The organism is Nocardia sp. CDC519 (assembly GCF_059509835.1).
This window is the reverse complement of sequence record NZ_CM183377.1, coordinates 2,399,275-2,421,197: the sequence shown is the minus strand read 5'-3', so window position 1 is coordinate 2,421,197 and position 21,923 is coordinate 2,399,275. Positions and strand designations below refer to the sequence as shown.

The 21,923-nt window shown below is 69.0% G+C and carries 26 protein-coding genes; 12 read left to right on the top strand and 14 right to left on the bottom strand.

Going from position 1 to position 21,923, the window contains the following annotated elements:
- Positions 1-11: 11 nt before the first annotated feature.
- A complete protein-coding gene (locus AC5W7N_RS10890; RefSeq protein ID WP_163814364.1) occupies positions 12-2,000 on the bottom strand; it encodes an APC family permease in 1,989 nt (662 codons plus the stop codon).
- A gap of 193 nt (positions 2,001-2,193) precedes the next feature.
- Here AC5W7N_RS10890 and AC5W7N_RS10885 point away from each other — a divergent pair, with 193 nt between their 5' ends.
- The gene (locus tag AC5W7N_RS10885) at positions 2,194-2,859 is read left to right on the top strand and encodes a potassium channel family protein (protein ID WP_036537979.1); all 666 of its coding nucleotides are present in this window, start codon (positions 2,194-2,196) and stop codon (positions 2,857-2,859) included.
- 3 nt (positions 2,860-2,862) lie between these two features.
- Positions 2,863-3,534, top strand: coding sequence for a potassium channel family protein (locus AC5W7N_RS10880; protein WP_163814365.1), 672 nt, complete (start codon positions 2,863-2,865; stop codon positions 3,532-3,534).
- 9 nt (positions 3,535-3,543) lie between these two features.
- On the opposite strand, the gene AC5W7N_RS10875 is transcribed toward AC5W7N_RS10880, so the two are convergent.
- The 3 genes from AC5W7N_RS10875 to AC5W7N_RS10865 form a co-directional block, all read right to left on the bottom strand.
- A complete protein-coding gene (locus tag AC5W7N_RS10875; protein ID WP_163814366.1) occupies positions 3,544-4,179 on the bottom strand; it encodes a sigma-70 family RNA polymerase sigma factor in 636 nt (211 codons plus the stop codon).
- A 127-nt stretch (positions 4,180-4,306) separates the two neighbouring features.
- Positions 4,307-5,044 carry a DUF3159 domain-containing protein gene (locus tag AC5W7N_RS10870; RefSeq protein WP_228806827.1) on the bottom strand — a complete coding sequence of 246 codons (738 nt, stop codon included), beginning with the start codon at positions 5,042-5,044 and terminating at the stop codon, positions 4,307-4,309.
- 3 nt (positions 5,045-5,047) lie between these two features.
- On the bottom strand, positions 5,048-5,452 hold the full coding sequence (locus tag AC5W7N_RS10865) for an OB-fold nucleic acid binding domain-containing protein (protein ID WP_036537982.1): 405 nt from the start codon (positions 5,450-5,452) through the stop codon (positions 5,048-5,050).
- Between the two features lie 124 nt (positions 5,453-5,576).
- Between AC5W7N_RS10865 and AC5W7N_RS10860 the strand changes: the two genes are divergently transcribed.
- Positions 5,577-6,272 carry an alpha/beta fold hydrolase gene (locus tag AC5W7N_RS10860; RefSeq protein WP_195019659.1) on the top strand — a complete coding sequence of 232 codons (696 nt, stop codon included), beginning with the start codon at positions 5,577-5,579 and terminating at the stop codon, positions 6,270-6,272.
- A 45-nt stretch (positions 6,273-6,317) separates the two neighbouring features.
- Here the strand turns inward: AC5W7N_RS10860 and AC5W7N_RS10855 are convergent, their stop codons facing one another.
- Positions 6,318-7,262 carry a DUF3710 domain-containing protein gene (locus AC5W7N_RS10855; RefSeq protein ID WP_195019660.1) on the bottom strand — a complete coding sequence of 315 codons (945 nt, stop codon included), beginning with the start codon at positions 7,260-7,262 and terminating at the stop codon, positions 6,318-6,320.
- Positions 7,263-7,266: 4 nt separating this feature from the next.
- Positions 7,267-7,764 (bottom strand): dUTP diphosphatase, encoded by a 498-nt coding sequence (gene dut, locus AC5W7N_RS10850; RefSeq protein WP_495923612.1) that lies wholly within the window; start codon positions 7,762-7,764, stop codon positions 7,267-7,269.
- A gap of 74 nt (positions 7,765-7,838) precedes the next feature.
- Between dut and AC5W7N_RS10845 the strand changes: the two genes are divergently transcribed.
- Positions 7,839-8,354: a DUF3093 domain-containing protein gene (locus tag AC5W7N_RS10845; RefSeq protein WP_163814370.1), complete on the top strand. Its 516-nt coding sequence runs from the start codon at positions 7,839-7,841 to the stop codon at positions 8,352-8,354.
- 87 nt (positions 8,355-8,441) lie between these two features.
- Here AC5W7N_RS10845 and AC5W7N_RS10840 read toward each other — a convergent pair whose 3' ends face one another.
- Complete coding sequence (locus AC5W7N_RS10840; RefSeq protein WP_138447349.1) at positions 8,442-8,744, bottom strand: DUF4193 domain-containing protein; 303 nt, start codon at positions 8,742-8,744, stop codon at positions 8,442-8,444.
- 110 nt (positions 8,745-8,854) lie between these two features.
- Positions 8,855-9,133 (bottom strand): hypothetical protein, encoded by a 279-nt coding sequence (locus tag AC5W7N_RS10835; RefSeq protein ID WP_163814371.1) that lies wholly within the window; start codon positions 9,131-9,133, stop codon positions 8,855-8,857.
- Here AC5W7N_RS10835 and cei point away from each other — a divergent pair.
- Positions 9,117-9,794: an envelope integrity protein Cei gene (gene cei / locus AC5W7N_RS10830; protein WP_163814372.1), complete on the top strand. Its 678-nt coding sequence runs from the start codon at positions 9,117-9,119 to the stop codon at positions 9,792-9,794. The genes AC5W7N_RS10835 and cei overlap by 17 nt on opposite strands.
- Positions 9,795-9,804: 10 nt before the next feature.
- Here the strand turns inward: cei and AC5W7N_RS10825 are convergent, their stop codons facing one another.
- Positions 9,805-10,734, bottom strand: coding sequence for an inositol monophosphatase family protein (locus AC5W7N_RS10825; RefSeq protein ID WP_195019661.1), 930 nt, complete (start codon positions 10,732-10,734; stop codon positions 9,805-9,807).
- Between the two features lie 168 nt (positions 10,735-10,902).
- On the opposite strand from AC5W7N_RS10825, the gene ppgK reads away from it, so the two are divergent.
- Positions 10,903-11,661, top strand: a complete 759-nt coding sequence (gene ppgK, locus AC5W7N_RS10820; protein WP_195019662.1) for a polyphosphate--glucose phosphotransferase — start codon at positions 10,903-10,905, stop codon at positions 11,659-11,661.
- Between the two features lie 170 nt (positions 11,662-11,831).
- Positions 11,832-13,193, top strand: a complete 1,362-nt coding sequence (locus AC5W7N_RS10815) for an RNA polymerase sigma factor (RefSeq protein WP_104359231.1) — start codon at positions 11,832-11,834, stop codon at positions 13,191-13,193.
- Positions 13,194-13,261: 68 nt separating this feature from the next.
- Here AC5W7N_RS10815 and AC5W7N_RS10810 read toward each other — a convergent pair whose 3' ends face one another.
- Genes AC5W7N_RS10810 through AC5W7N_RS10800 form a run of 3 tightly spaced genes read right to left on the bottom strand, consistent with a single transcriptional unit; the run spans position 13,262 to position 15,584 of the window.
- Entirely contained in the window at positions 13,262-13,906 is a 645-nt protein-coding gene (locus AC5W7N_RS10810; RefSeq protein ID WP_324191370.1) for an MHYT domain-containing protein, read from the bottom strand.
- A 27-nt stretch (positions 13,907-13,933) separates the two neighbouring features.
- Positions 13,934-15,097 (bottom strand): cation:proton antiporter, encoded by a 1,164-nt coding sequence (locus AC5W7N_RS10805; protein ID WP_163814376.1) that lies wholly within the window; start codon positions 15,095-15,097, stop codon positions 13,934-13,936.
- 4 nt (positions 15,098-15,101) lie between these two features.
- Positions 15,102-15,584, bottom strand: a complete 483-nt coding sequence (locus tag AC5W7N_RS10800) for a cation:proton antiporter regulatory subunit (RefSeq protein ID WP_104359228.1) — start codon at positions 15,582-15,584, stop codon at positions 15,102-15,104.
- Between the two features lie 180 nt (positions 15,585-15,764).
- Between AC5W7N_RS10800 and AC5W7N_RS10795 the strand changes: the two genes are divergently transcribed.
- On the top strand, positions 15,765-16,976 hold the full coding sequence (locus AC5W7N_RS10795) for a sensor histidine kinase (RefSeq protein WP_324197321.1): 1,212 nt from the start codon (positions 15,765-15,767) through the stop codon (positions 16,974-16,976).
- The gene (locus AC5W7N_RS10790; RefSeq protein WP_163814377.1) at positions 16,973-17,620 is read left to right on the top strand and encodes a response regulator; all 648 of its coding nucleotides are present in this window, start codon (positions 16,973-16,975) and stop codon (positions 17,618-17,620) included. Before AC5W7N_RS10795 ends, AC5W7N_RS10790 begins: the two co-directional genes overlap by 4 nt.
- 12 nt (positions 17,621-17,632) lie before the next feature.
- Here the strand turns inward: AC5W7N_RS10790 and AC5W7N_RS10785 are convergent, their stop codons facing one another.
- Positions 17,633-17,992, bottom strand: a complete 360-nt coding sequence (locus AC5W7N_RS10785) for a DUF952 domain-containing protein (RefSeq protein ID WP_163814378.1) — start codon at positions 17,990-17,992, stop codon at positions 17,633-17,635.
- 275 nt (positions 17,993-18,267) lie between these two features.
- On the opposite strand from AC5W7N_RS10785, the gene AC5W7N_RS10780 reads away from it, so the two are divergent.
- Positions 18,268-18,462 carry a DUF7455 domain-containing protein gene (locus tag AC5W7N_RS10780; RefSeq protein WP_036538000.1) on the top strand — a complete coding sequence of 65 codons (195 nt, stop codon included), beginning with the start codon at positions 18,268-18,270 and terminating at the stop codon, positions 18,460-18,462.
- 249 nt (positions 18,463-18,711) lie between these two features.
- Here AC5W7N_RS10780 and AC5W7N_RS10775 read toward each other — a convergent pair whose 3' ends face one another.
- The gene (locus tag AC5W7N_RS10775; RefSeq protein WP_195019664.1) at positions 18,712-19,467 is read right to left on the bottom strand and encodes a TetR/AcrR family transcriptional regulator; all 756 of its coding nucleotides are present in this window, start codon (positions 19,465-19,467) and stop codon (positions 18,712-18,714) included.
- 130 nt (positions 19,468-19,597) lie between these two features.
- On the opposite strand from AC5W7N_RS10775, the gene AC5W7N_RS10770 reads away from it, so the two are divergent.
- Both AC5W7N_RS10770 and AC5W7N_RS10765 read left to right on the top strand, forming a co-directional pair.
- Positions 19,598-21,361, top strand: coding sequence for a DEAD/DEAH box helicase (locus AC5W7N_RS10770; RefSeq protein ID WP_195019665.1), 1,764 nt, complete (start codon positions 19,598-19,600; stop codon positions 21,359-21,361).
- Entirely contained in the window at positions 21,361-21,921 is a 561-nt protein-coding gene (locus tag AC5W7N_RS10765) for a hypothetical protein (protein WP_195019666.1), read from the top strand. The genes AC5W7N_RS10770 and AC5W7N_RS10765 overlap by 1 nt, the downstream gene beginning before the upstream one ends.
- The last annotated feature ends 2 nt before the right edge of the window (positions 21,922-21,923 follow it).

Genomic DNA, 21,923 nt, shown 5'->3' with positions numbered 1-21,923 from the left:
GCCTCGCGCGGTCATGAGCGATCCTCATATCCTCGCCGCACCGCGCCGGGTGCGTTGGTCACCCCGGCCGCGCGCGCCTTGGCCGAGGAGCTCAGCTGCCAGGGCACGCTGGTCACCATCACGCCGGGCTCGAACAGCAGCCTGCCCTTGAGCCGCAGCGCGCTCTGGTTGTGCAGCAACTGCTCCCACCAGTGGCCGACCACGTACTCCGGGATGAACACGGTGACGACATCGCGCGGTGCGTCCTTGCGCACCCGCTTGACGTAATCGAGCACCGGTTTGGTGATCTCGCGGTACGGCGATTCGATCACCTTCAGCGGCACGTTGATATCGCTTTGCTCCCATTCGCGCACCAGGGCCCTGGTATCGGGATCGTCGACGTTGACGGTGATCGCCTCTAGCGTGTCCGGCCGGGTGGCGCGTGCGTAGGCCAGGGCCCGGCGGGTCGGCAGGTGCAGCCGCGAGACCAGCACGATCGAATGCGACCGGCTGGGCAGCACACCGTCCCACTCGTGTTCGTCGAGCTCGCGGGCCACCGAATCGTAGTGGCGCCGAATCATCCGCATCACCACGAAGATCGCGATCATCACGAAGATGGCGATGTAGGCACCGGCGAAGAACTTGGTGATGAGCACGATCACCAGCACGGTGCCCGTCATGGTGAGACCGACGGCATTGATCACCCGCGACCGCTTCATCCTCGATCGCTGCGCGCTGTCGGTTTCGGTGCGCAGCAACCTGGTCCAATGCCGCAGCATGCCGAACTGGCTCAGCACGAACGAGACGAACACGCCGACGATGTAGAGCTGGATCAGCTTGGTCACCTCGGCGTCGAACAGCACGACGAAGGCGATGGCCGCCCCGGACAGGAACAGGATGCCGTTGCTGAATGCCAGCCGGTCACCGCGGGTGTGCAGCTGACGCGGCAGGTAGCGGTCCTGGGCGAGTACCGAGCCGAGCACCGGGAACCCGTTGAACGCGGTGTTGGCGGCCAGCACCAGGATCAGCGCGGTGACCACGGTAAGGAAGAAGAAGCCGATCGGGAAACCGGCGAAGACGGTTTCGGCCAGCTGCGCGATGAGCGTCTTCTGCTGGTAGTCGGCGGGAGCGCCGACCAGGTGCTCCGGGTTGTGTGCGTACACGATCCCGATCTTCTGGGCGAGCATGATGATGCCCATCAGCAGGGTGATCGAGATGGTGCCCAGCAGCAGCAGGGTGGTGGCGGCATTGCGCGACTTCGGTTTCCGGAATGCGGGCACACCGTTGCTGATCGCCTCGACGCCGGTCAGCGCGGCACATCCGGAGGAGAACGCCCGCGCGATCAAGAACGCGAAGGCGATGCCGTACAGGTGCTCGTCCTCGGCCTCCAGTCCGAATCCGGCCGACTCCGCGGTCAGGTCCTCGCCGAAGACATAGATGCGCAGCAGCCCCCAGCCGAGCATGAAGAACATGCCGAAGATGAAGGCATAGGTGGGGATCGCGAAGGTCTTGCCCGATTCGCGGACACCGCGCAGATTGATGGCGGTCAGCACGGCGATGGCCACCACCGCGAACAGCACCTTGTGGGTGGCGACGAACGGGATGGCCGAGCCGATATTGGAGGCCGCCGAGGAGATCGAGACCGCGACCGTGAGTACGTAATCCACCAGCAGCGCGCTGCCGACCGTCAGACCGGCGTTGGGACCGATATTGGTGGTGGCCACCTCGTAGTCGCCGCCGCCCGACGGATAGGCGTGCACGTTCTGCCGGTAGCTGGCGACCACCACGGCCATCACGATCGCCACCGCGATGCCGACCCACGGCGCGTACACGAAGGCCGAGATCCCGGCCGCCGACAACACCAGGAAGATTTCTTCGGGCGCGTAGGCGACCGACGACATGGCATCGGAGGCGAAAATGGGCAGCGCGATTCGCTTCGGCAGCAAGGTATGACCGAGCGAATCACTGCGGAACGGCCTGCCGAGCAGCATCCGCTTCGCCGCTGTCGTCAACTTGGACACTGGAGCGAGCATAGGCCCCGCTGAAACGCTGCGCCCCGGGACGTCACGGTAGTTCCCCTGTTCGATGCGGTGCCGACATGTTTGATGTGACCTGGTGGGGGGAACATGGCTGCGGGGACACGCGGCGAGTACGGTTCGATCCCGGACGGACGAACAGACCGGACGCCACGGTTTCCAGGAACGAGGTTGCACGGTGTACGTAGTGATCATGGGGTGCGGACGCGTCGGCTCGTCGCTGGCGCGCGCCCTGGTCCGGATAGGTCACGAGGTCGCCGTGATCGACCGCGATCAGAGCGCGTTCCGGCGCCTCGGCGCGGACTTCCCCGGTGAGCGGGTGCTCGGGGTCGGATTCGACCGAGACGTGCTGACCCGGGCCGGGATCGAACGCGCCGGCGCCTTCGCCGCCGTCTCCTCCGGCGACAACTCCAACATCATCTCCGCGCGGGTGGCCAGGGAGATGTTCGGCGTCGAACGCGTGGTCGCGCGGATCTACGACGCCAAACGCGCCGCCGTCTACGAACGGCTCGGCATCCCCACCATCGCCACCGTGCCGTGGACCACCGACCGGTTCCTGCACACGTTGATCGGCGACGCGGGCACCACCACCTGGCGCGACCCGACCGGCACGGTGGCCGTCGCCCAGCTGACCCTGCACGAGGACTGGTACGGGCGCACGGTGCGCGATCTGGAACGCACCGTCGGCGCGCGAGTGGCTTTCATCATCCGCTTCGGCCAGGGCGTGCTGCCGGAAAGCAAGACCGTGGTGCAGGCCGACGACATCATCTATGTGGCCGCCACATCCGGGTCGGTCGGCGAAGCCGTCGCCCTCGCCGGTAAGCCCCCAGCGAACGAGGACTGAGATATGAAGGTGGCCATTGCCGGCGCCGGAGCCGTCGGCCGATCCATCGCCAGGGAGCTGCTGCGCAGCGGGCACCAGGTGATGCTGCTGGAACGTCAGCTCGACCACATCGATCCCGCGGCCATCCCGGACGCGATCTGGGTACACGCCGACGCCTGCGAGCTCGCCCTGCTCGAAGACGCCGACCTGGAAACCTATGAGGTCGTCATCGCCGCCACCGGCGACGACAAGGCCAACCTCGTGCACAGCCTGCTCGCCAAGACCGAATTCGGCGTTCGCCGGGTGGTGGCCAGGGTCAACGATCCACGCAACGAATGGCTCTTCGACGGCTCCTGGGGTGTGGACGTCGCGGTCTCCACCCCGCGGCTGCTCGCCTCGCTGGTGGAGGAGGCGGTGTCGGTCGGTGATCTGGTGCGGCTCATGACGCTGCGGCAGGGCCAGGCGAACCTGGTGGAACTGACTCTCCCGCCGGACACATCGCTGGCGGGCAAACCGGTGCGAACCCTCACACTGCCCCGCGACACCGCGCTGGTGACGATCCTGCGCGGCGGACGGGTCATCGTGCCCGAGGCCGACGACCCGTTCGAAGGCGAGGACGAATTGCTGTTCGTCACCTCACCGGAGGGCGAGGAAGAGTTGCGCGCGGCCCTCGCCTCACACGGCGCCGCCTCCTGAACACAGCGCTCAGGAGGCCACCTTCAATTCGGCGCGCAGTTTGTTCAACGCCCGATGCTGCATCACGCGCACCACGCCCGGGCTGGTGCCGATGGCATCGGCGGTCTCGGCCGCGGTCCAGCCGAGGATGATCCGCATCACCAGCACCTCGCGGTGCACGGGGGCGAGCACCTGCATCAGCTGACGGGTGGCGCGCTGGCGTTCGGACACCAGGGCCCGTTCCTCGGGTCCGGCCGCCAGTGAGGCGGCGTCGGGCATGTCGTCGGTCGGATAGACCGGGTGGGTCTGGGCGCGGCGGAAGGCGTCGGCGACCTTGTTCGCCGCAATGCCGTAGACGAAGGCCAGAAACGACTTGCCCTGCTCCCGGTAGCGCGGGATGGCGTGCACGGTGGCCAGCATGACCTCCTGCACGACGTCATCGGCGGTGACCTGAAGGTGTGCGGTGTTGCCCATCCTGGACCGGCAATAGCGGTACACCAGCGGATGGATCAGTCGCAGCACATCGCTGATGGCCCGGCTGTCGCCCGCGGCGGCGGGACCGATGAGGCTGTTCAGTTCGGCCGAGATCCGGCGGCTCTCCGACAGGGCCGGATTGTCCTGCCTGCGGCCCGTACGGGTAGTGGCGGTGGTGCGCTGGGTAGCCAATTCGCCAGTCCTCTCAGCGATCGTTCGCGGTGATGAAACGATCCTGCGCCGATCCAGAGACTGCCGACAGATACCCCAGGGTGGGTAGGGCCCCACCTTCGCGGCGGGTCGAGACCGACCCGCGGAATCAAGCTTTGGCGTGACGGCCGGCGGCGGGACGGCCTGCGGCGGGCAGATGCCCGGCCCGGCGCACCGCCCACACCGTGACCGTGAGCGCGACCGCCGTCAGTGGCCAGCCCATCGCGATGCGCGCGAAAGCGAGCCAACCCGTGTGGTCGGTGTCGTAGAAGTGCGACTGCACCAGATACCGGGAGCCGAAGACCAGCACCCAGGCCAGCGTGGCGATGTCGTAGAGCCGGACCACCCGCCGGTCGGTGCGCCATTCGCTGCCGTGGCCGTTGAGCACCCCCCAGATGACGCCGACCAGGGGCCAGCGCACCAGGATCGAGGCGAGGAACACACCGCCGTACACCAGGCTGGTGTAGATGCCGAACAGGAAGAAGCCCTTGGCCTCGCCCATCCGGTAGGCGATGAACGCGCAGATGCCGACGCCGATGAACCCGGAGATCGCCGGCTGCACCGGGTCCCTGCGCACCAACCGCCAGACCAGGATCGCCGCGGCCACACCGAGCGAAGCCCAGATCGCGGCGGTGAGCCCGGCCACGGTGTTGACCGGGACGAAGACCAGAACCGGAAGGGTCGAATAGATCAGGCCACTGAAACCACCGAGCTGTTCGAGCAGCGTCTGCTGGCGGGCTACCTCGGCCTCGACCTCCTCACCAGCGGTGCCGGCGGGCGCGGGCTCCGGCGCGGTGGTGGTGGCGAGTTCGGCGGGCGTCGGTAGGTTTTCGTCGCTCGATGGCATACGTCAGCTGTTCCCGCGCAATTCGTAGTAGGGGTTGTACATGACCTTGCGGCCGTCACGGTCGCCGACGCGACCGCGGACCATGATGCGCCGCCCCGATTCGATGCCGGGGATGCGCTTGCGACCGATCCACACCAGGGTGATGGCGTCGGTGCCGTCGTAGAACTCCGCCTGCACACTCGCGCCGGCGGACTGGGGGCACGCCTCGACACTGCGAAGGCGCCCCAGCATCGTCGCTTCGTCGCCGCGGCGACACTCCGATGCCAGGCAGGCTCCCGAGGCGTCGGCCGTTTCGGCCAGCTCCTCGGCGTCGAGCTGATCGATGTCCTCGGTCAGTCTGCGTCCGAGCCTGCGAAAATATCCCGAGGCGGGGTTCGAAGCCGCCTTTCTTCCTCCGAAGGAAGACATCGCTCGGTCTCCTGTAGAGCTGATGGACGTGGGTCGCACGACCATCTCGTTGTTCGCACGACCGTCTGCGGCCGTACACCGCCACTGTAGATGGGCAACCATCGCACCGCTACGCTCACCTCCGATGTTCGACTCACCCACGCCCGCCGTCGTTGTCGGGCTCCCAGGTACCGGCTCCGACGCCCACTTCGCGCGCCGGGCATTCGAGCCCGCGTGCACCGCTCGCGGATTGGAGCTGATCGCCGTCGATCCGAACCCTCGCGCCGTCGTCGACAGCTATGTCGCGGCCCTCGACGACGCCGCACGCCGCGGCCCGGTGCTGGTGGCGGGTATCTCACTCGGAGCCGCGGTGGCCATCGAATGGGCGAGCACTCGCCCCGAGGCCGCGGCAGGGGTCATCGCCGCGCTGCCCGCCTGGACCGGACCCGACAGCATCGGCTGTCCCGCCGCGGCCAGCGCCGCTGGTACCGCCGCGGCCCTGCGCGCCGACGGCCTCGACGAGGTGGTGGCCAGGATGTGGGCAGGCAGTCCCGCATGGCTGGGTGAGGCGCTGGATCGCTCCTGGCGATCCCAATGGCCGGACCTGCCGCAGGCGCTGGAGGAGGCGGCAGCCTACAAATGGCCGGAGCCGCAACTCTTGGAGACACTGACCACGCCGGTGGCGGTGCTCGGCGCGGTCGACGATCCGGTGCACCCGTGGCCGGTCGCCCAGCAATGGGCCGGCCTGATCGCGACTTCGGTGCTGGAGGAACTCACCCTCGACGAACTGGGCGCCGACCCGGCCGTCCTCGGCCATCTGGGGCTGGCTGCCTTCGGTTGAGCCCGGCGATGCTGTCACGCCGGGCTGCCGACCGATGCCGGCCCGCTAGTTGCGACCGAGCTGCTGCATGGCCGAACCGTCGGCACCGCGCCGCGGCTGATCGGGCATCACCGGACGGCCCGCGCCCGGCGCGATACCCGGCACCACGCCCGGTGTGCCCTGCTGGGCGGCCAGCGCCTGCTGCTGGGCCGCGATCGCCTGCTGCTGGGCCTGGATCTGCTGCTGATGGGCCGCGGCGAGCTGATCGGCCAATTCCTGCGGCAGCACCACCGGCAGCGGTTCGCGCACGGGCAGCGGATCGGTGCCACGGCGAACTACCGTTTCGGCGAGAATCGCCCGCGCGGCCGTGACCAGCGGGGTGTCGGCGTCGGCGGCACCCGACGGGCCCGCGGCCACCAGCCGCACCATCCAGCGATAGCCGTCCACGCCGATGAAGCGCAGATCCGCGCCCTCGGTGACGGCGAAGATCTCCCGGCCCCACGGCCCGGTCTCGATGGCCACCTTCGCGCCGTCCTTGCGCAGTGAGTCGGCCAGATCCGAGGCCACCGTGCGCCACTGGCCCGGTGATTTCGGCGCCGCGTAGGCCGCGACGGTGATCCGCCCGTGCTCGGTGGCCAGATGCACCGCCTGCGGGGTGCCCTCGGGAGTCATCTCCACCTGGAGCTGACCGCCCGGCGGCACCGGCAGGATCACCGAGCCGAGGTCGAGGCGCTGATCGGCGACCGACTCGAGCAGTTCGGCGACTTCCTCGTAGTCGTAGGGGCCGGTGGCCGGCGCCTCGTCGTCGGGCGCGGCATGCTCGGCCGGACGGTAATCGGAGTCGTCGTCGTAATCGTCCTCGGCGATCGCGTCGGCGAAATCGTCGGAGTACTCCGGGTATTCGTCGGTGTCGTATTCGTCGCCGTCGAACTCGGCGTAATCGCCGGGTTCGTCGTAGCGGTCGTCGTCGACGGATCTGTCGCGGCGCGTGGACTTCTTCTTCCCGAACATCGCGTCATTCCTCCTTGCCGGTCGCGGCCGACGCCGTAGCGGAGGCGTCGAGGCTCGCGTGCCCACCGCTCGAGCCGTAGCCGCCCGCACCCCGCGTGGTCTCGTCGAGCCGGTCGACCTCGATGAAATCCACCAGCTCCACCCGTTGCACCAGCAGCTGGGCGATCCGGTCGCCGCGCCGCAATTCGATCCGGGTCCGCGGATCGTGGTTGATCAGGCACACCTTGATCTCGCCGCGGTAGCCGGCGTCGACGGTGCCCGGCGCATTCACCACCGACAGACCGGTCTTGGCCGCCAGCCCCGAACGGGGATGGATCAATCCGACGGTGCCCACCGGAAGGGCGACCGCGATGCCGGTGCCGACCAGCACCCGCTCTCCCGGTTCCAGGATGACGTCCTCGGTGGTGCACAGGTCCACGCCCGCGTCGCCGGGATGGGCGCGCGTCGGCACGGGGATGCCGGGATCGAGCCGCAGCAGAGGTATCGGTGAAAGTGCGCTCACGTAGCACGAGCCTACGCGTTTTCCCGGCCGTACCTGCACGCCATCCCGGCGAGCCGCTGGCTTACTCTTGAGTTGTGTCCGACCAGCCCGTACCAGCCGATACCCAGCGCTCGACCCGGTCCGGTCCGCCCGCTTACACCGAGCGCCTGTGGGTGCCGCTGTGGTGGTGGCCGGTGGCGTTCGCGATCGCAGGCCTGCTGGCCGCCGAAATCCACATGGGCGCGCCGGGCGTGCGGGCCTGGCTGCCCTACGTGTTGCTGTTCCCCGTGCCGGTGTGGGTGCTGTTGTGGCTGAGTAGGCACCGCATCGCGGTGGCGGCCGATCCGAACGGTGCGCCGGAACTGCGGGTGGATCGCGCCCATCTACCGGTGGAATTCATCGCCCGCGCGGCCGTGGTGCCCGCGAGCGCCAAGAGCGCGGCGCTGGGTCGTCAACTCGACCCCGCCGCCTATGTGCAACATCGCCCGTGGATCGGGTCGATGGTGTTGCTCGTGCTGGACGACCCGGACGATCCGACGCCGTACTGGTTGATCAGTACCCGCCGGCCCGAACAGGTCCTCGCCGCACTCGGACTGCCGAGCGCGGACTGACACCGCGGTGCGACAGCGCGGTGTAGCGGCCCGGCGAGGGGATCTCGGATCCCGGTTCGCGGGGCCGTCGCCATATCGGGCGCGCGCTCAGGCCGCGCAGTCCATGCAGATCAGCTGACCGCCCTTGTCGCTGGCCAGTCGGCTGCGGTGGTGCACAAGGAAACAGCTCGAGCAGGTGAACTCATCGGCCTGTTTCGGAATCACCCGGACCGTCAGCACTTCTTCGGACAAGTCCGCGCCGGGAAGCTCGAACGACTCCGCGGTATCGGATTCGTCGATATCCACGACGGCGGACTGAGCCTCGTTGCGACGAGCCTTCAGCTCCTCCAGCGAATCCTCCGACACGTCGTCGGATTCGGTGCGCCTCGGTGCGTCATAGTCGGTTGCCATGTCGTCTTCCCCTCGTCCTTACTCCGTATATCCCGGATCGGCGCGGACATTCCTCGCGGTTGTCCACACCGCCCGCCGGTGGCACACATCACACGTGTACCGGTCCCCTATCAGGGCAGATTCTGAGGTTCTGCACCGGATAGCAGTCGGACAACGCTGAACATGCCCTGCTTGTTCCCGCGACCAACCACCGATTTTCGGGCCGGTGTTTCGATCTGGGCCGCCAGACAATAGCGGACCCCCAGACAAAAGTCGCAATCAAAACACAGCCGAGTCGAAACCGTCAGGGAATCGACACCATCGGCGTCACGAATCGAGACCGACGGCACGGCGGCTGCAAGGTTCGCCCGGACATTTTCGTAGAGTGTGCTGGTGGTTTCACTGATCACCGAAGGCAGCGCAACGGATTCGCGGGGACGACCCTTCATCCGGCGGCGCCTGCAGCCCTGGCTCGTCCTGGTCGCGGTATTGGCCCTCATCTGCACGATCGTGTGGATCAAGGCGCTGACCACCGAGGACACCGACTACACGGCGATGGCGTGCAATTCGCCGAGCCCGGCCACCGATCCGGGCGCCGAACCGCAGCCCGCGCTGGGGCAGCGAGTGGGGCCGAGCCGGCTCGAGAACGTGGAACCGGCCGCGCTGGCCGACACCAAGGTGCGCGTCCTCAATGCCAACAACCAGCGCGGGCAGGCCGCCCATGCCGCCGCCCAGCTCGGCGACCTCGGATTCGGCAGCGTCCCGAATGAGGCCTATGGCAACGATTCGATATACGTCAACGGCGATCTGGAATGCATGGGCCAGATCCGCTTCGGGGTGAACGGCCGCCGGGCCGCGGCCTCGGTGCAGCTGGCCGTTCCGTGCGCGGAACTGATCGAGGACAAGCGCGAGAACGACACCGTCGATCTGGTGCTCGGCTCGCTGTTCCGCGATATCCAGCCGTCCAACGACGCCGAAGAAGTGCTGCGTTCGCTGAAGAACCCGGCCTCCGGCGAGACCCCGGCCCTCGATATCGATCTCCTCGAGGCGGCCAGGCAGGCCCGCTGCTGAGCAGGGCAGGTCAGGGCTCGGGGATCGGCGCGCTGACCCCGAGCTCGTCCAGCAGGGCCAGCAGTTCGTCGGCGATTCCCGGCGCGGCCGCGACGAACAACTCCCCCGCGGCGCCGGTGGAATGCGCGGGCGGGGCCACCACCCGCGCCCCGGCCTCGGTGGCGATCAGCGCGCCGGCGGCCCAGTCCCAGGGATTGAGACCGTGCTCGTAGTGCGCGTCCACCCGGCCCTCGGCCACCATGCACAGATCCAGCGCGGCCGCACCGATGCGGCGGATGTCACGCACCCGCGGTAGCACCTCGGCGACCAGCGCGGCCTGGCGCGCCCGCCGCGCCGCGCCGTAGCCGAACCCGGTGGCGACCAGCGCCATGCGCACCTCTTCGACCGGGGTGCAGCGCAGCGGGTGCACCGACCCGTCGGCGTCGACGCGTTCGGCGCCGAGGCCGAGCCCGGCGTGATAGGTCCGCTCGGCGGCGACGTCGACCACCGCACCGGCGATCGAGCGCCCGCCGCGCATGGCGGCCACCGAGACAGCGTAGGCCGGTATCCCGTACAGGAAGTTGACGGTGCCGTCGATCGGATCGACCACCCAGACCACGGTGTCGTCGTCGGCGCGGCCCAGATCGCCGCCGCCCTCTTCACCCAGGATGTGATCGGCCGGACGCAGCCGGGCCAGCATGGTGCGGATGAGCTGCTCGGTTTCGGTGTCGACCACCGTCACCGGATCGGTGGGGGTGCTCTTGGATCGCACGACGCCGTCCGCGTCACCGGCGGGCCCGAACACCTCGGGCCTGCGTGTTCGTACATGCGCGGCGGCGGCCTCGGCCAGCTCGACCGCGAGGCGGCGCAACGCTGCGGCGTCGGGTGCGGCGATCGGGGAGTTCTCGGTGGTCAGGACGGTGGACTGGGGCGAGGACGACGAATGCGGCACGTCCTCCATCGCACCACAGATCCTGCGGACCGCGCAGCCGCGACCGCCCACTACTCTTGTCGTGCACGACACAGCGCCGTCGTCGGGCACCCCCTTCGCGCCCCGGCTGGCGGTCGCGAAGCCCCCGTGCGACGGCGCGTATTCCGTACTGGCCGGCACAGGGAACGAGGAACTGTCATGTCTGCTCGGGGGCACGCATTCGGAATCGATATCGGCGGCAGCGGCGTGAAGGGCGCCGCGGTGGATCTGGCCACCGGTGAACTCGTGCACCAGCGCATCAAGATCGCCACCCCGCAGCCGGCGACCCCGCACGCCGTGGCCGAGACGGTCGCCGATCTGGTCGCCCAGGCCGGCTGGGACGGACCAGTGGGCATCACCCTGCCCTGCGTGGTGCTCGACGGTGTGGCCCGCTCGGCCGCCAATGTGGACCCGGCTTGGATCGGTACCGACGCCAGGACGCTGTTCAGCGCCGCGCTCGGCGGCCGCGCGGTGACCGTGCTCAACGACGCCGACGCCGCCGGCATGGCCGAGGACCGCTACGGCGCGGCAAAGGATTTCGACGGTCTCGTGCTGTTGCTGACCTTCGGCACCGGCATCGGCTCGGCGGTGCTCTACAACGGCACCCTGGTACCCAACAGCGAGCTCGGTCACGTCGAGATCGGCGGGATGGAGGCCGAGCACCGCGCGGCCGCATCGATCAAGGACCGTGACGGCCTGTCGTACCAGCAGTGGGCGGTCCAGGTGAGTACCGTGCTGATCGGCCTGGAGAACCTGTTCTGGCCGAAAGTGTTCGTCGCCGGTGGCGGCATCAGCCGCGATGCCGCGCAGTGGATCCCCTTGCTGACCAACCGGACTCCGGTGATCCCGGCGAACCTGAAGAACACCGCTGGCATCGTCGGCGCGGCCATGGCCATCGATGCGGGAATCGCACCTTAGCGGTTGCGGGCATCGCAGGCGAGACCTCGCGGGTCCGATCGTTACAATGGAACTGCCCGGCGGTGAGCCGGTGAAACCCGACCGGCGCTGGCCGGTGCAACCCGACAGACCGCTCCGCCGGATATCTACTCTGGCGTGACGCCGCACGAGACCGTCACGAAAGGGCGTACGTGGTAGCCACGAATACCCGTCAGACCGCCGAATCGGCCGACGCCGACTCCGCCGATGTAACCGAAGCACGGCCGGTTCGCAAGGCTGCCGCCAAGAAGGCTCCGGCGAAGAAGGCCGCCGCCAAGAAGGCTCCCGCCAAGAAAGCCGCCGCGAAAAAGGCGCCCGCCAAGAAGGCCGCCGCCAAGAAAGCCGCACCCAAGGGCAAGGACGCCGAGGAACACCTCGACGACGAGTCGCTGGATGTGGAGGATCTCGGCGATCTCGAGGTCTCCGAGGACGACCTGACCGACGAGGGTGAAGACCTGGTCGAAGAGGTCGCCGAAGAAGCCGAGGAAGCAGCCGAGGAGCCCACCGCCGCGGACAAGGCCTCCGGCGACTTCGTCTGGGACGAGGAGGAATCCGAGGCGCTGCGCCAGGCGCGTAAGGATGCCGAGCTCACCGCCTCCGCCGACTCGGTGCGTGCCTACCTCAAGCAGATCGGCAAGGTCGCGCTGCTCAACGCCGAGGAGGAGGTCGAGCTCGCCAAGCGCATCGAGGCCGGCCTCTACGCGGCGGAGAAGATGCGCGAGTTCGCCGAGCAGGGCGAGAAGCTGCCGGTGGCGGTGCGTCGCGACTTCAACTGGATCATCCGCGACGGCAACCGAGCCAAGAACCACCTGCTCGAGGCGAACCTGCGTCTGGTGGTCTCGCTGGCCAAGCGCTACACCGGCCGCGGCATGGCGTTCCTGGACCTGATCCAGGAGGGCAACCTGGGTCTGATCCGCGCGGTGGAGAAGTTCGACTACACCAAGGGCTACAAGTTCTCCACGTACGCCACCTGGTGGATCCGGCAGGCCATCACCCGCGCCATGGCCGACCAGGCCCGCACCATCCGCATCCCGGTGCACATGGTCGAGGTCATCAACAAGCTCGGCCGCATCCAGCGCGAGCTGCTCCAGGATCTGGGCCGTGAGCCCACCCCGGAGGAGCTGGCCAAGGAAATGGACATCACGCCGGAGAAGGTGCTGGAGATCCAGCAGTACGCGCGTGAGCCCATCTCGCTGGACCAGACCATCGGCGATGAGGGCGACAGCCAGCTCGGCGATTTCATCGAAGACTCCGAGGCCGTCGTCGCGGTCGACGCGGTGAGCTTCACCCTGCTGCAGGATCAGCTGCAGTCGGTGCTGGAGACGCTGTCCGAGCGCGAGGCCGGCGTGGTCCGGCTGCGTTTCGGCCTGACCGACGGCCAGCCGCGCACGCTGGACGAGATCGGTCAGGTGTACGGCGTCACCCGTGAGCGCATCCGCCAGATCGAGTCCAAGACCATGAGCAAGCTGCGCCACCCCAGCCGCTCTCAGGTCCTGCGCGACTATCTGGACTAGGCAATCCCGGCTACGGCCCGCGTGCTGCCCCTTCTCGGGGCCGCGCGCGGGCCGTAGTCGTCGGTGGGTCAGTCCCGGGTCGGCCAGTACTGGGCGGGTCGACGGGATCGGGTGGTGCGGGCCTCCGCTTCGCCGGCTTCGGTCATGGCCAGGTGCAGCAGCAACACGACCGTCACCATGCTGACCCCGACGGTCAGCGGGGTGAGCAGCTGCGCCGCGCCCGCACCGGAGGGTTGATGGGCGTGCGCGACATGCTGCACCCGCATCGCGAACATGCCCGTGTAGTGCATGCCGGAGACCGCCACACCCATGACGGCCGCCGCGCCGACGGTCGCGAGTGTGCCGCGCACATGCAGGGTGAACCACAGTGCGGCGGTCGCGGCGATGACGGCGATCACGATGGAGATCGCGACGATCCATCCGTTGTAGTCCATCGCGGCATCGGATTTCATCGCGTACATGCCGCAGTAGTGCATGGTGCCGACGCCCGCGCCGGTGATGGCGCCACCGGCGAGCAGCGCTACCGGGCCCCAGCTGCGACGCTGCGCCACGCCGAGCCCGATCCACACCACCACCATGGCGATGAGCGCGCTGATCAGGGTGAGTGGCACGTTGTAACGGATCGAGGCGCCGTCGATGGTGAAGCCGAGCATCGCGATGAAGTGCATGACCCAGATGCCGGTGCCGCCGATGGCGACCGCGGCCGCGACCATCCAGCCGTCGCGCAGCGAGTGGCGCGATCACCGCGCGATCGAGACCCGTTCGAGTACCGGCTCCACCACTCGCGCGGCAATGGGCCCGGCCACCGCCATGATCAAGACGTAGGCCGAGGCCAGCGCGGCGAGTTTGCCGTCGATGGCGCCGGTGGTGACCGCGAGCCCCGCGATGACGATGGAGAACTCGCCACGCGCCACCAGCGCCACCCCGGCCCTGGCCCGGCCCATCCGCCGAATGCCCTGCCTGCGCGCACCCCACCAGCCGGTGGCGATCTTGGTGACGGTGGTGATCACCGCCAGCGCCACCGCCCAGCCCAACACCGGCGGAATAGCGGTCGGATCGGTGTTGAGTCCGAAGGCCACGAAGAAGATCGCGGCGAACAGGTCGCGCAGTGGTTCCAGCAGCCGCACCGCCTCCCGCGCGGTCGACCCCGAGATCGCGATGCCGAGCAGGAACGCGCCCACCGCGGTCGAGACGTTCAGCGCCGACGCCACGCCGGCCACCAGCAAGGCCGCACCGAGCAGCTTCAGCAGGAACACCTCGCGGTCGGTGCTGTCCACCACCGCCGAGACATAGCGTCCGTAGCGCAAGGTCACCACCAGCACCACCGTTATCGCGATCAGCGCGACGGCCAGGGATTTCAGCCCGCTGGCAAAGCTCAGACCGGCCAGCACCGTGGTGAGCACCGGCAGGTACACCGCCATCGTGAGGTCTTCGAACACCAGGATCGACAGGACCACCGGCGTCTCGCGGTTACCGAGCCGCCCCAGGTCGTTGAGGACTTTCGCGGCGATGCCAGAGGAGGAGATGTAGGTGACGCCGCCAAGGGTCAGCGCGCCCACCGGCCCCCAGCCCAGCAGCAGCGCCACCACCGCACCGGGAGTCGCGTTCGCGACGATGTCGAGCAGGCCGACCGGCCAGGAACGGCGCATTCCGGTCATCAGCTCGGCGGCGGTGTATTCCAGGCCCAGCAGCAACAGCAGCAGGACGACACCGATCTCCCCGGCGATATGCCCGAACTCGTTGGCGGCGCCGAGATGGATAAAGCCCCCTTGACCGAAGGCGAGGCCGCCGAGCAGATACAGCGGGATCGGCGAGAGCCCGAATCGGCCCGCCACCCGGGCGAAAACCCCGAGTGCGAACAACACCGCGCCCAGCTCGATGAGGGCGAGCGCGGTCGTGGACACCGGATCAGCCGTGCGTGAGAATCTTCGCCGCGGCGTCAAGGCCGTCGGGCGTCCCGACGACGACGAGCAGGTCACCAGCGGTGAAGGTGAAATCCGGCCCCGGTGAGGGGTGCAACTGCCCGGCCCGCATCACCGCGACGATGGACACCTTGGTGCGGGTGCGCATCTGCGTTTCCCCGAGGGTGCGGCCGCTGTAGGGCGATTCATCGGAGATCGGCAGCTGCCGCGTGGTGATGCCCGGCATGTCGCGATGGTCGTCGTTGAGCCGGGAGACCAGCTGCGGTGCGCCGAGCAGATTGGCCAGTACGGCGGCCTCGTCGGTGGTCAACGCGACCTGCGCGGCACAGGCGTCCGGATCCTCGAGCTTGGACACGATCAGATCGATATCGCCGTCGCGGTGGGCGACGACGCCGATCCGGCGCCCGGACTTCACCTCGAAGTCTTTTCGCACCCCGATCCCGGGTAACGCAGTGACATCGACATTCACAAGTCCAGGCTAACCGTCGCCGAACGATCCGCCGAGCGTGCCACGATGCACTACCACGACCGCGCTCACCTGCGTCCTCGAGCATCGCTGTGACCGGGCCGGACCCGTCGATTCTCGGCGTGCGGCGACTCATCACTTCGGCGGACCCGCACCGCCATGCAGCTGTGCTGAGATGGGTGGGTGAAGTGGTGGGCGGCGTTGTCGGCGACGGCGCAGGAGGCGCTGATCGTCGCGTTCGTGTTCACCGTCGGCGCGGCGCTCTACGGCTTCGGCCTGTACGCCATGACCGAACACAGCTCGCAGCCGCCGCTGACGCTGCGGATGGCGCTGCTCGCCTTGCTGTGCGCGACGAGCATGTGGCGCAGGCGCAAGCCGATGTGGGCGCTGGCGGCCGGGCTGATCCCGCTGCTGATCGATTTCGTGCTCGGGCCGACGATTCCCATCTGGCTGGTCTACTCCGATCTCGTCTACGCGGGCGTGCTGTACGGGACCCGGCGCCAGTCCCGCGTCGTGGTCGGCGCGGCCATCATCGCCACGGCCGCGGGCTCGGTGACCGCGCTGGTCGTGACGGGCGAGTGGCGCGCCATCGTGATCACTCTGCTGGCCTCGTCGGCCTTCCTCGGTACGTCGATCTGGTGGGCGCTGACCGTGCGGGCGCACAAGGAGACCGCGCAGGCCGAACGGGCGAAGGCGCGGGCGCTGGAACTGGTGGCCGAACTCGACCGGCGGGCCGCGATCGCCGACGAACGCAAAACCATGGCCCGCGATCTGCACGACGTGATCGCGGGGCACCTCTCGGCCATCGCCATCCAATCCGAGGCCGCCCTCGGGCTGCTGGCGCGGCGCGACGACGGCGACCCCGCGCTGGCCGGCGTGGTCGAATCCATCCGAGCCAATAGCGTCAGCGCTCTGCACGAGATGCGCACCATGATCGGCCTGCTGCGCCGCGACGACGGCGCCGAGGATCTGGCCGCCCCGCGCGGGCTGGCGCAGCTGTCGCTGCTGGTGGACGCCGCCCGCGCCGCGGGGAGCACGGTCCGGGTGCACGGAGGTGTAGACCGGGCTCCCCTGCCGAGCGCGGTCGATCAGGCCGCCTACCGCATCATTCAGGAAGCTTTGACCAACGCCATGAAACACGCTCCCGGCCAGGAGGTCGACATACACATCGGCACCGACGCGACGACGCTCACCGTCGAGATCCGCAATCCGCTTCCCCGCACGAACGGCCGAGCCGATCAGCCCGGCCTGCCCCATCGTGGCCTGATGAACATGCGCGAGCGCGCCGCGGCCCTCGGCGGCGAGTTCACCGCAGGCGCGGTACCGCACGAGTGGCTGGTGCACGCCGAACTGCCACTGTCGGCCGAACCGGTCACCGGAGGTGAGCGCCGATGACGATCCGGGTGCTGATCGCCGACGACCACAGCGCCATCCGCGCGGGACTGCGCATGATCCTCGACGCGGCCGAGGACATCGAGGTGGTGGGTGAGGCCGCTGACGGCGACGTGGCGGTCGCGCAGGCTCGCGCGCTGCGACCGGATGTGGTGCTCATGGACGTGCGCATGCCCGGGGTCGACGGCATCGCGGCCACCGCGCGGATCACCGCCGACGGTATCGCGAAGGTACTCATCCTGACCACCTTCGACCTGGACGAATACGTCTTCCGCACGCTGCGCGCCGGCGCCTCCGGATTCGTGCTCAAATCGGTCTCCGGGCAGGAACTGGTGGCCTCGGTGCGCGCGGTCGCCGCCGGAGACGGTGTGCTGGCACCGGAGGTGACGCGGAAGGTGATCGACGCCTTCGCCGCCGCACCCAGCGCCCCCGTCCACCGCGAGCCCGACGGACTGGCGGATCTGACCGAGCGCGAACTCGAGGTGCTCGCATGCCTCGGCGACGGGCTGTCCAACGCGCAGATCGCCGGCCGGCTGTTCATCGGCGAGACCACGGTGAAAACGCACGTCTCGCGGGTGCTCACGAAGCTGGGTGTTCGCTCACGTGTGCAGGCGGCGATCCTGGCGCGTGAGCTGCGCGGCGGTTAGTGGCGGCGGCTGTCAGTGGTCGAGCTCGGCGAAGGTCCCGTCCGCGCCTGGCCGGTAATCCTCGACCGCTATGACCGCGGCGGCGGGCAACGGGCCGTACAGGTGCGGGAACAGCATGCCGGGATCGTCGGACGGCACGCCCGGCTCCCACCGCACGGGCGAGCCGAGCCGGGCCGGATCCAGCCGCAGCAGCACCAGGTCGCGCCGTCCGGCGAAGAGGCGGTTGGCGGGCAGGTGCACCTGCTGCGGCGTGGACAGATGCACGAAGCCCTCGGCGTCGAGCGAAGGCGGCCGACGCGCACCACTGGTCCGGGCGGCCAGCCATTCCGTCCCGGTGCACAGGTGAACCAGAGTGTGAGTGTCATAGGTCACGGGTAATCTCCCGGTAGACAACTGGATCGGCCTGTTCGAGTCGGTGATTCGAGTGGCTTTCCCACCCCTGGCAGGTGTCGTTCGCGCACAGCGAAAAGCACTGGTCGTGTTAGGGAAAACACATCGATTCGCTTGCGGGAACAAAGCCCCCGTCCCGAACGTCTGACAGAGTAGTCATACCACTGCTGGGAAGTAGCGGTAGCGAGCCCGCGGAGTGACCACGGGCCCCACACCAGGTGAACGGTCTGTGTGCCGGGAGCCAGGACGGAGGAGTCATGCCAGGAACCCTGACAAGCACCCCACTGACCGCGGTCGATCGTTGCGACCGCTGCGGGGCGGCTGCCCGAGTGCGTGCCGTTCTGCCCGCAGGTGGAGAGTTGCTCTTCTGCCAGCACCACGCGAATGAACACATGGACAGGCTGCGTGAGCTCGACGCCGTGATCGACACGGAATCGGCTCCCGCCCTCTGACCGCTCCTCGCGTCCGACACAACAGCATCGAACAACCGGATACCGCGTACACCACAGCGGGCGACCCGAGGGTCGCCCGCTGTGCTGCGTCCTGGGGGCACTCGCCAGCGATCCGGCCGCAGCAGGCCCCGAGGCCGACCGCCGCTCGAGCACCGGCGAAAGCCGGACCGCCGCCGCAGTGAGCCGTCAGCCGTCAGCCGTCAGCCGTCAGCCGTCAGCCGTCAGCCGTCAGCCGTCAGCCGTCAGCCGTCAGCCGTCAGCAAGGATCCCATCCAGCAACGCCGCCAGCCCGAACTCGAAGGCGCCGTCGGGATCGGCAGGCGCCTGGTACAGCTCCCCCACCGCCGCACCCACCCGCCCGGCGAGCGGGAACTCGTGCGCGGGCATGACCTGCGTCAGCAGCGGTCCGTGCACCTCCCACCACCGCGCATCGCTCATCTCGGCGGCCTCCCGCGCCGCGGCGACGGCCATGCGGGCATTGCCGGTGGCGAATTCGGTCAGCACCGCGACCACCCGATCCATCTCTACGTCGGTCAGCCCGAGCCCGGCCACCGCGGCGAGCTGCCGTTCGTACCGGCGCATCCGCCCCGGCCCGAGCACCATCCGCCACGGTGAGACCTCCAGCAGCCACGGATGCGCGATCACCTCGGCGCGCACCTGCCGCGCCACCGCGGCCAAGCGCGTGCGGGGTGGCGCATCGGTGGGCAGCGGTCCGTCATCGACGGCGACCGCGTCGACCATCAACACGGTCAACGCCCGCATGCTCGGCACATACGTGTAGAGGCTCATCGGGCGCAGCCCCAGCTCGGCGGCCACCGCGCGCACCGACAGTTTCGCCAGCCCATCCCGGTCGGCCAGTGCGATGGCCGTACGCACCACCTCGTCGACGCTGACGGCCTGTTTGGGGCCGCGACCGCCAGGGCGGAGCGGCAGCTCGCGACGCCACAGCAGGGCCAGCAGCTGCCCCGCCTGATCGACAGGCGCCGGTGACGGACGGTCGGCCATCGAACTCCTTGTGCCAACGGCGGAACAATTCCGCTACGGTGTGCGTTACCAGATTACTCCGTACACCATACGACGATTTGAGGGGTCCGCTCTGCCCAGCACACAGGCCACCTATCTGCCCGACCGGAACATGTTCGCGATGTGGACGTGGACCGGTCACGGTCCGGGACGTCCGCCGCGCGAGCTCGGCGTACCGGCGGTGCTAGCCCTCGCCGTCCCGACCGGTACCGCGGCGCAGGCCGCGGTGGGCAGCGCGACGGTCGACATCACCGACGTCGACTGCACGTTGCTCGAACCCGAGGAGTTCACCGCGGTCGACGTCCCCGAGCCGGACGCCTCGGTGCGGGCCTGGCGCCACGCCCTCGCCGATGATCTGCCCGCCGCGGAGATATCGCTGCCGCCCGCCGCGCACGCGGTACCGAACGCCACCGGCACCGCCATGCTCTCCGCCCATTACGCACGCGGCGCGTTCGCCACCACCCGGGCGGTCGCGACCGAACTCCGTGACACGCTGAAGGCCGATCTGCGCCCCTATCAGGCCCGTGGGGTGAGCTGGCTGCGCGCTGCGGTCGCCGAGCACGGCGGCGCGGTGCTCGCCGACGACATGGGTCTCGGCAAGACCGTGCAGACGATCGGTTTCCTGCTCGGCCGCGCGACCGAAGGTCCGCAGCTGGTGGTATGCCCGACCTCGCTGGTGGGCAACTGGGTGCACGAGATCCAGCGGTTCGCGCCGGGCCTGCGACCGCTCGCCTGGCGCGGCGGAGAATGCGACGCCGAGCCGGGCACGATCATCGTCACCGGGTACCCGATCTTGCGCCTGCACGGCGCCGGCCTGCGCGAGACCCGCTGGGCCACCGCCGTGTTCGACGAGGCACAGGCCTTGAAGAATCCGCGCACCCAGGTGTCCAAGGCCGCCCGGTCCATCGACGCCGCCGCGACCGTGGCGTTGACCGGAACCCCGGTGGAGAACCACCTCGAAGAACTGTGGGCATTGCTGAATCTGGTCGCGCCACGGCTTTTCGGGCATCGCACCCAGTTCCGGCGACGCTTCGCCCGGCCCATCCAGGAAGGTTCGGCGACCGCGGCGGCGCGACTGCGTGAGGCGATCGAGCCGGTGGTGCTGGCCCGCCGCAAGGATCAGGTCGCCGCGTCCCTACCGGCCAAGATCCACTCCGATCTGCTCTGCGATCTCACCGCCGAACAGGAACGGCTCTACGATCAGCTGCTCGACCGCGCCATCGATGACGGCTTCGGCCACGGCGCCCAACGCCAGAGCCGGGTCCTGGCCGCGCTGACCGGCCTCAAACAGGTGTGCAATCACCCGGGCCTGATCACCGGTGAGCTCGACGAGCTGGCCGGCCGATCCGGCAAGCTCGACCTGTGCACCGATATCGTGGCCAACAACCTCGATCTCGGTGCGCCGACGCTGGTGTTCACCCAGTACCGCAAGACCGGCGAGCTGCTCGTACAGCATTTCGCCGACCAGTTCGGGGTGCGCGCGCCGTTCTTCCACGGCGGGCTGAATCAGGCCGAGCGCGCCCAGATCGTCAGCGATTTCCAGGCCGCCGACGGGCCGCCGGTGCTCATCCTGAGCCTGCGCGCGGCCGGCACCGGACTCACCCTCACCCGCGCCGCCGACGTCATCCATTTCGATCGCTGGTGGAACCCGGCGGTGGAGGCTCAGGCCTCGGACCGGGCGCACCGGATCGGGCAGACCCGCACCGTCACCGTCACCACGCTCACCTCGGGCACCACCGTCGAGGAACACATCGCCACCATGCAACAACGCAAGTCGGCCCTGACCGATCTCGGTGACGCGGCAGGCATCGCCGAACTGGCCCGCCTGGACGACGACCAGCTGATCGAGATCCTGCGCCGCAAACGGGAGAACTGATGGGCGACAACGAATTCGGTTACACCCGCTGGGGCATGGACTGGGTGCGCCTCGCCGAACCACTGCGCCAGACCCGCCCCGATCCACTGCTGCCGCGAGCGCGCAGCGTCGCCCGCAACCACGGCGTACAGGCCACCGTCACCGGCCGGATCGTCAGCGCGCACATCCACCGGGGCGGACAGGCCTCGGTGGCACACCTCGAGGTGGCCCCGATGCCGCGGCCGGCCATCGATGCGATCGCCACGATCATCGGCCCCGACCCGGTGACGCTCACCGACGAAATGCACCGCGGCCTCATCGACGCCGGCACCACGCCGGCCCCCACCCTGATAGCCGTCGACTGTTCCTGCTCCGCCCGCACCGACCGGTGCGTGCACGTGCTGGCCGTGCTCTACGACATGGCCCGCCGCGTCGACGAAACACCGCGGCTGGCCCTGGAAATCCAGGGCTACTTCACCGCCGCAGACGCACCGCCCGGCGCGGAGGTCACCGTGGAACCGGCACGCTGGATCCCGCTCAACACCCTCGACCCGGTCGGATGGTTCGCGGTACCGGGCTGAAC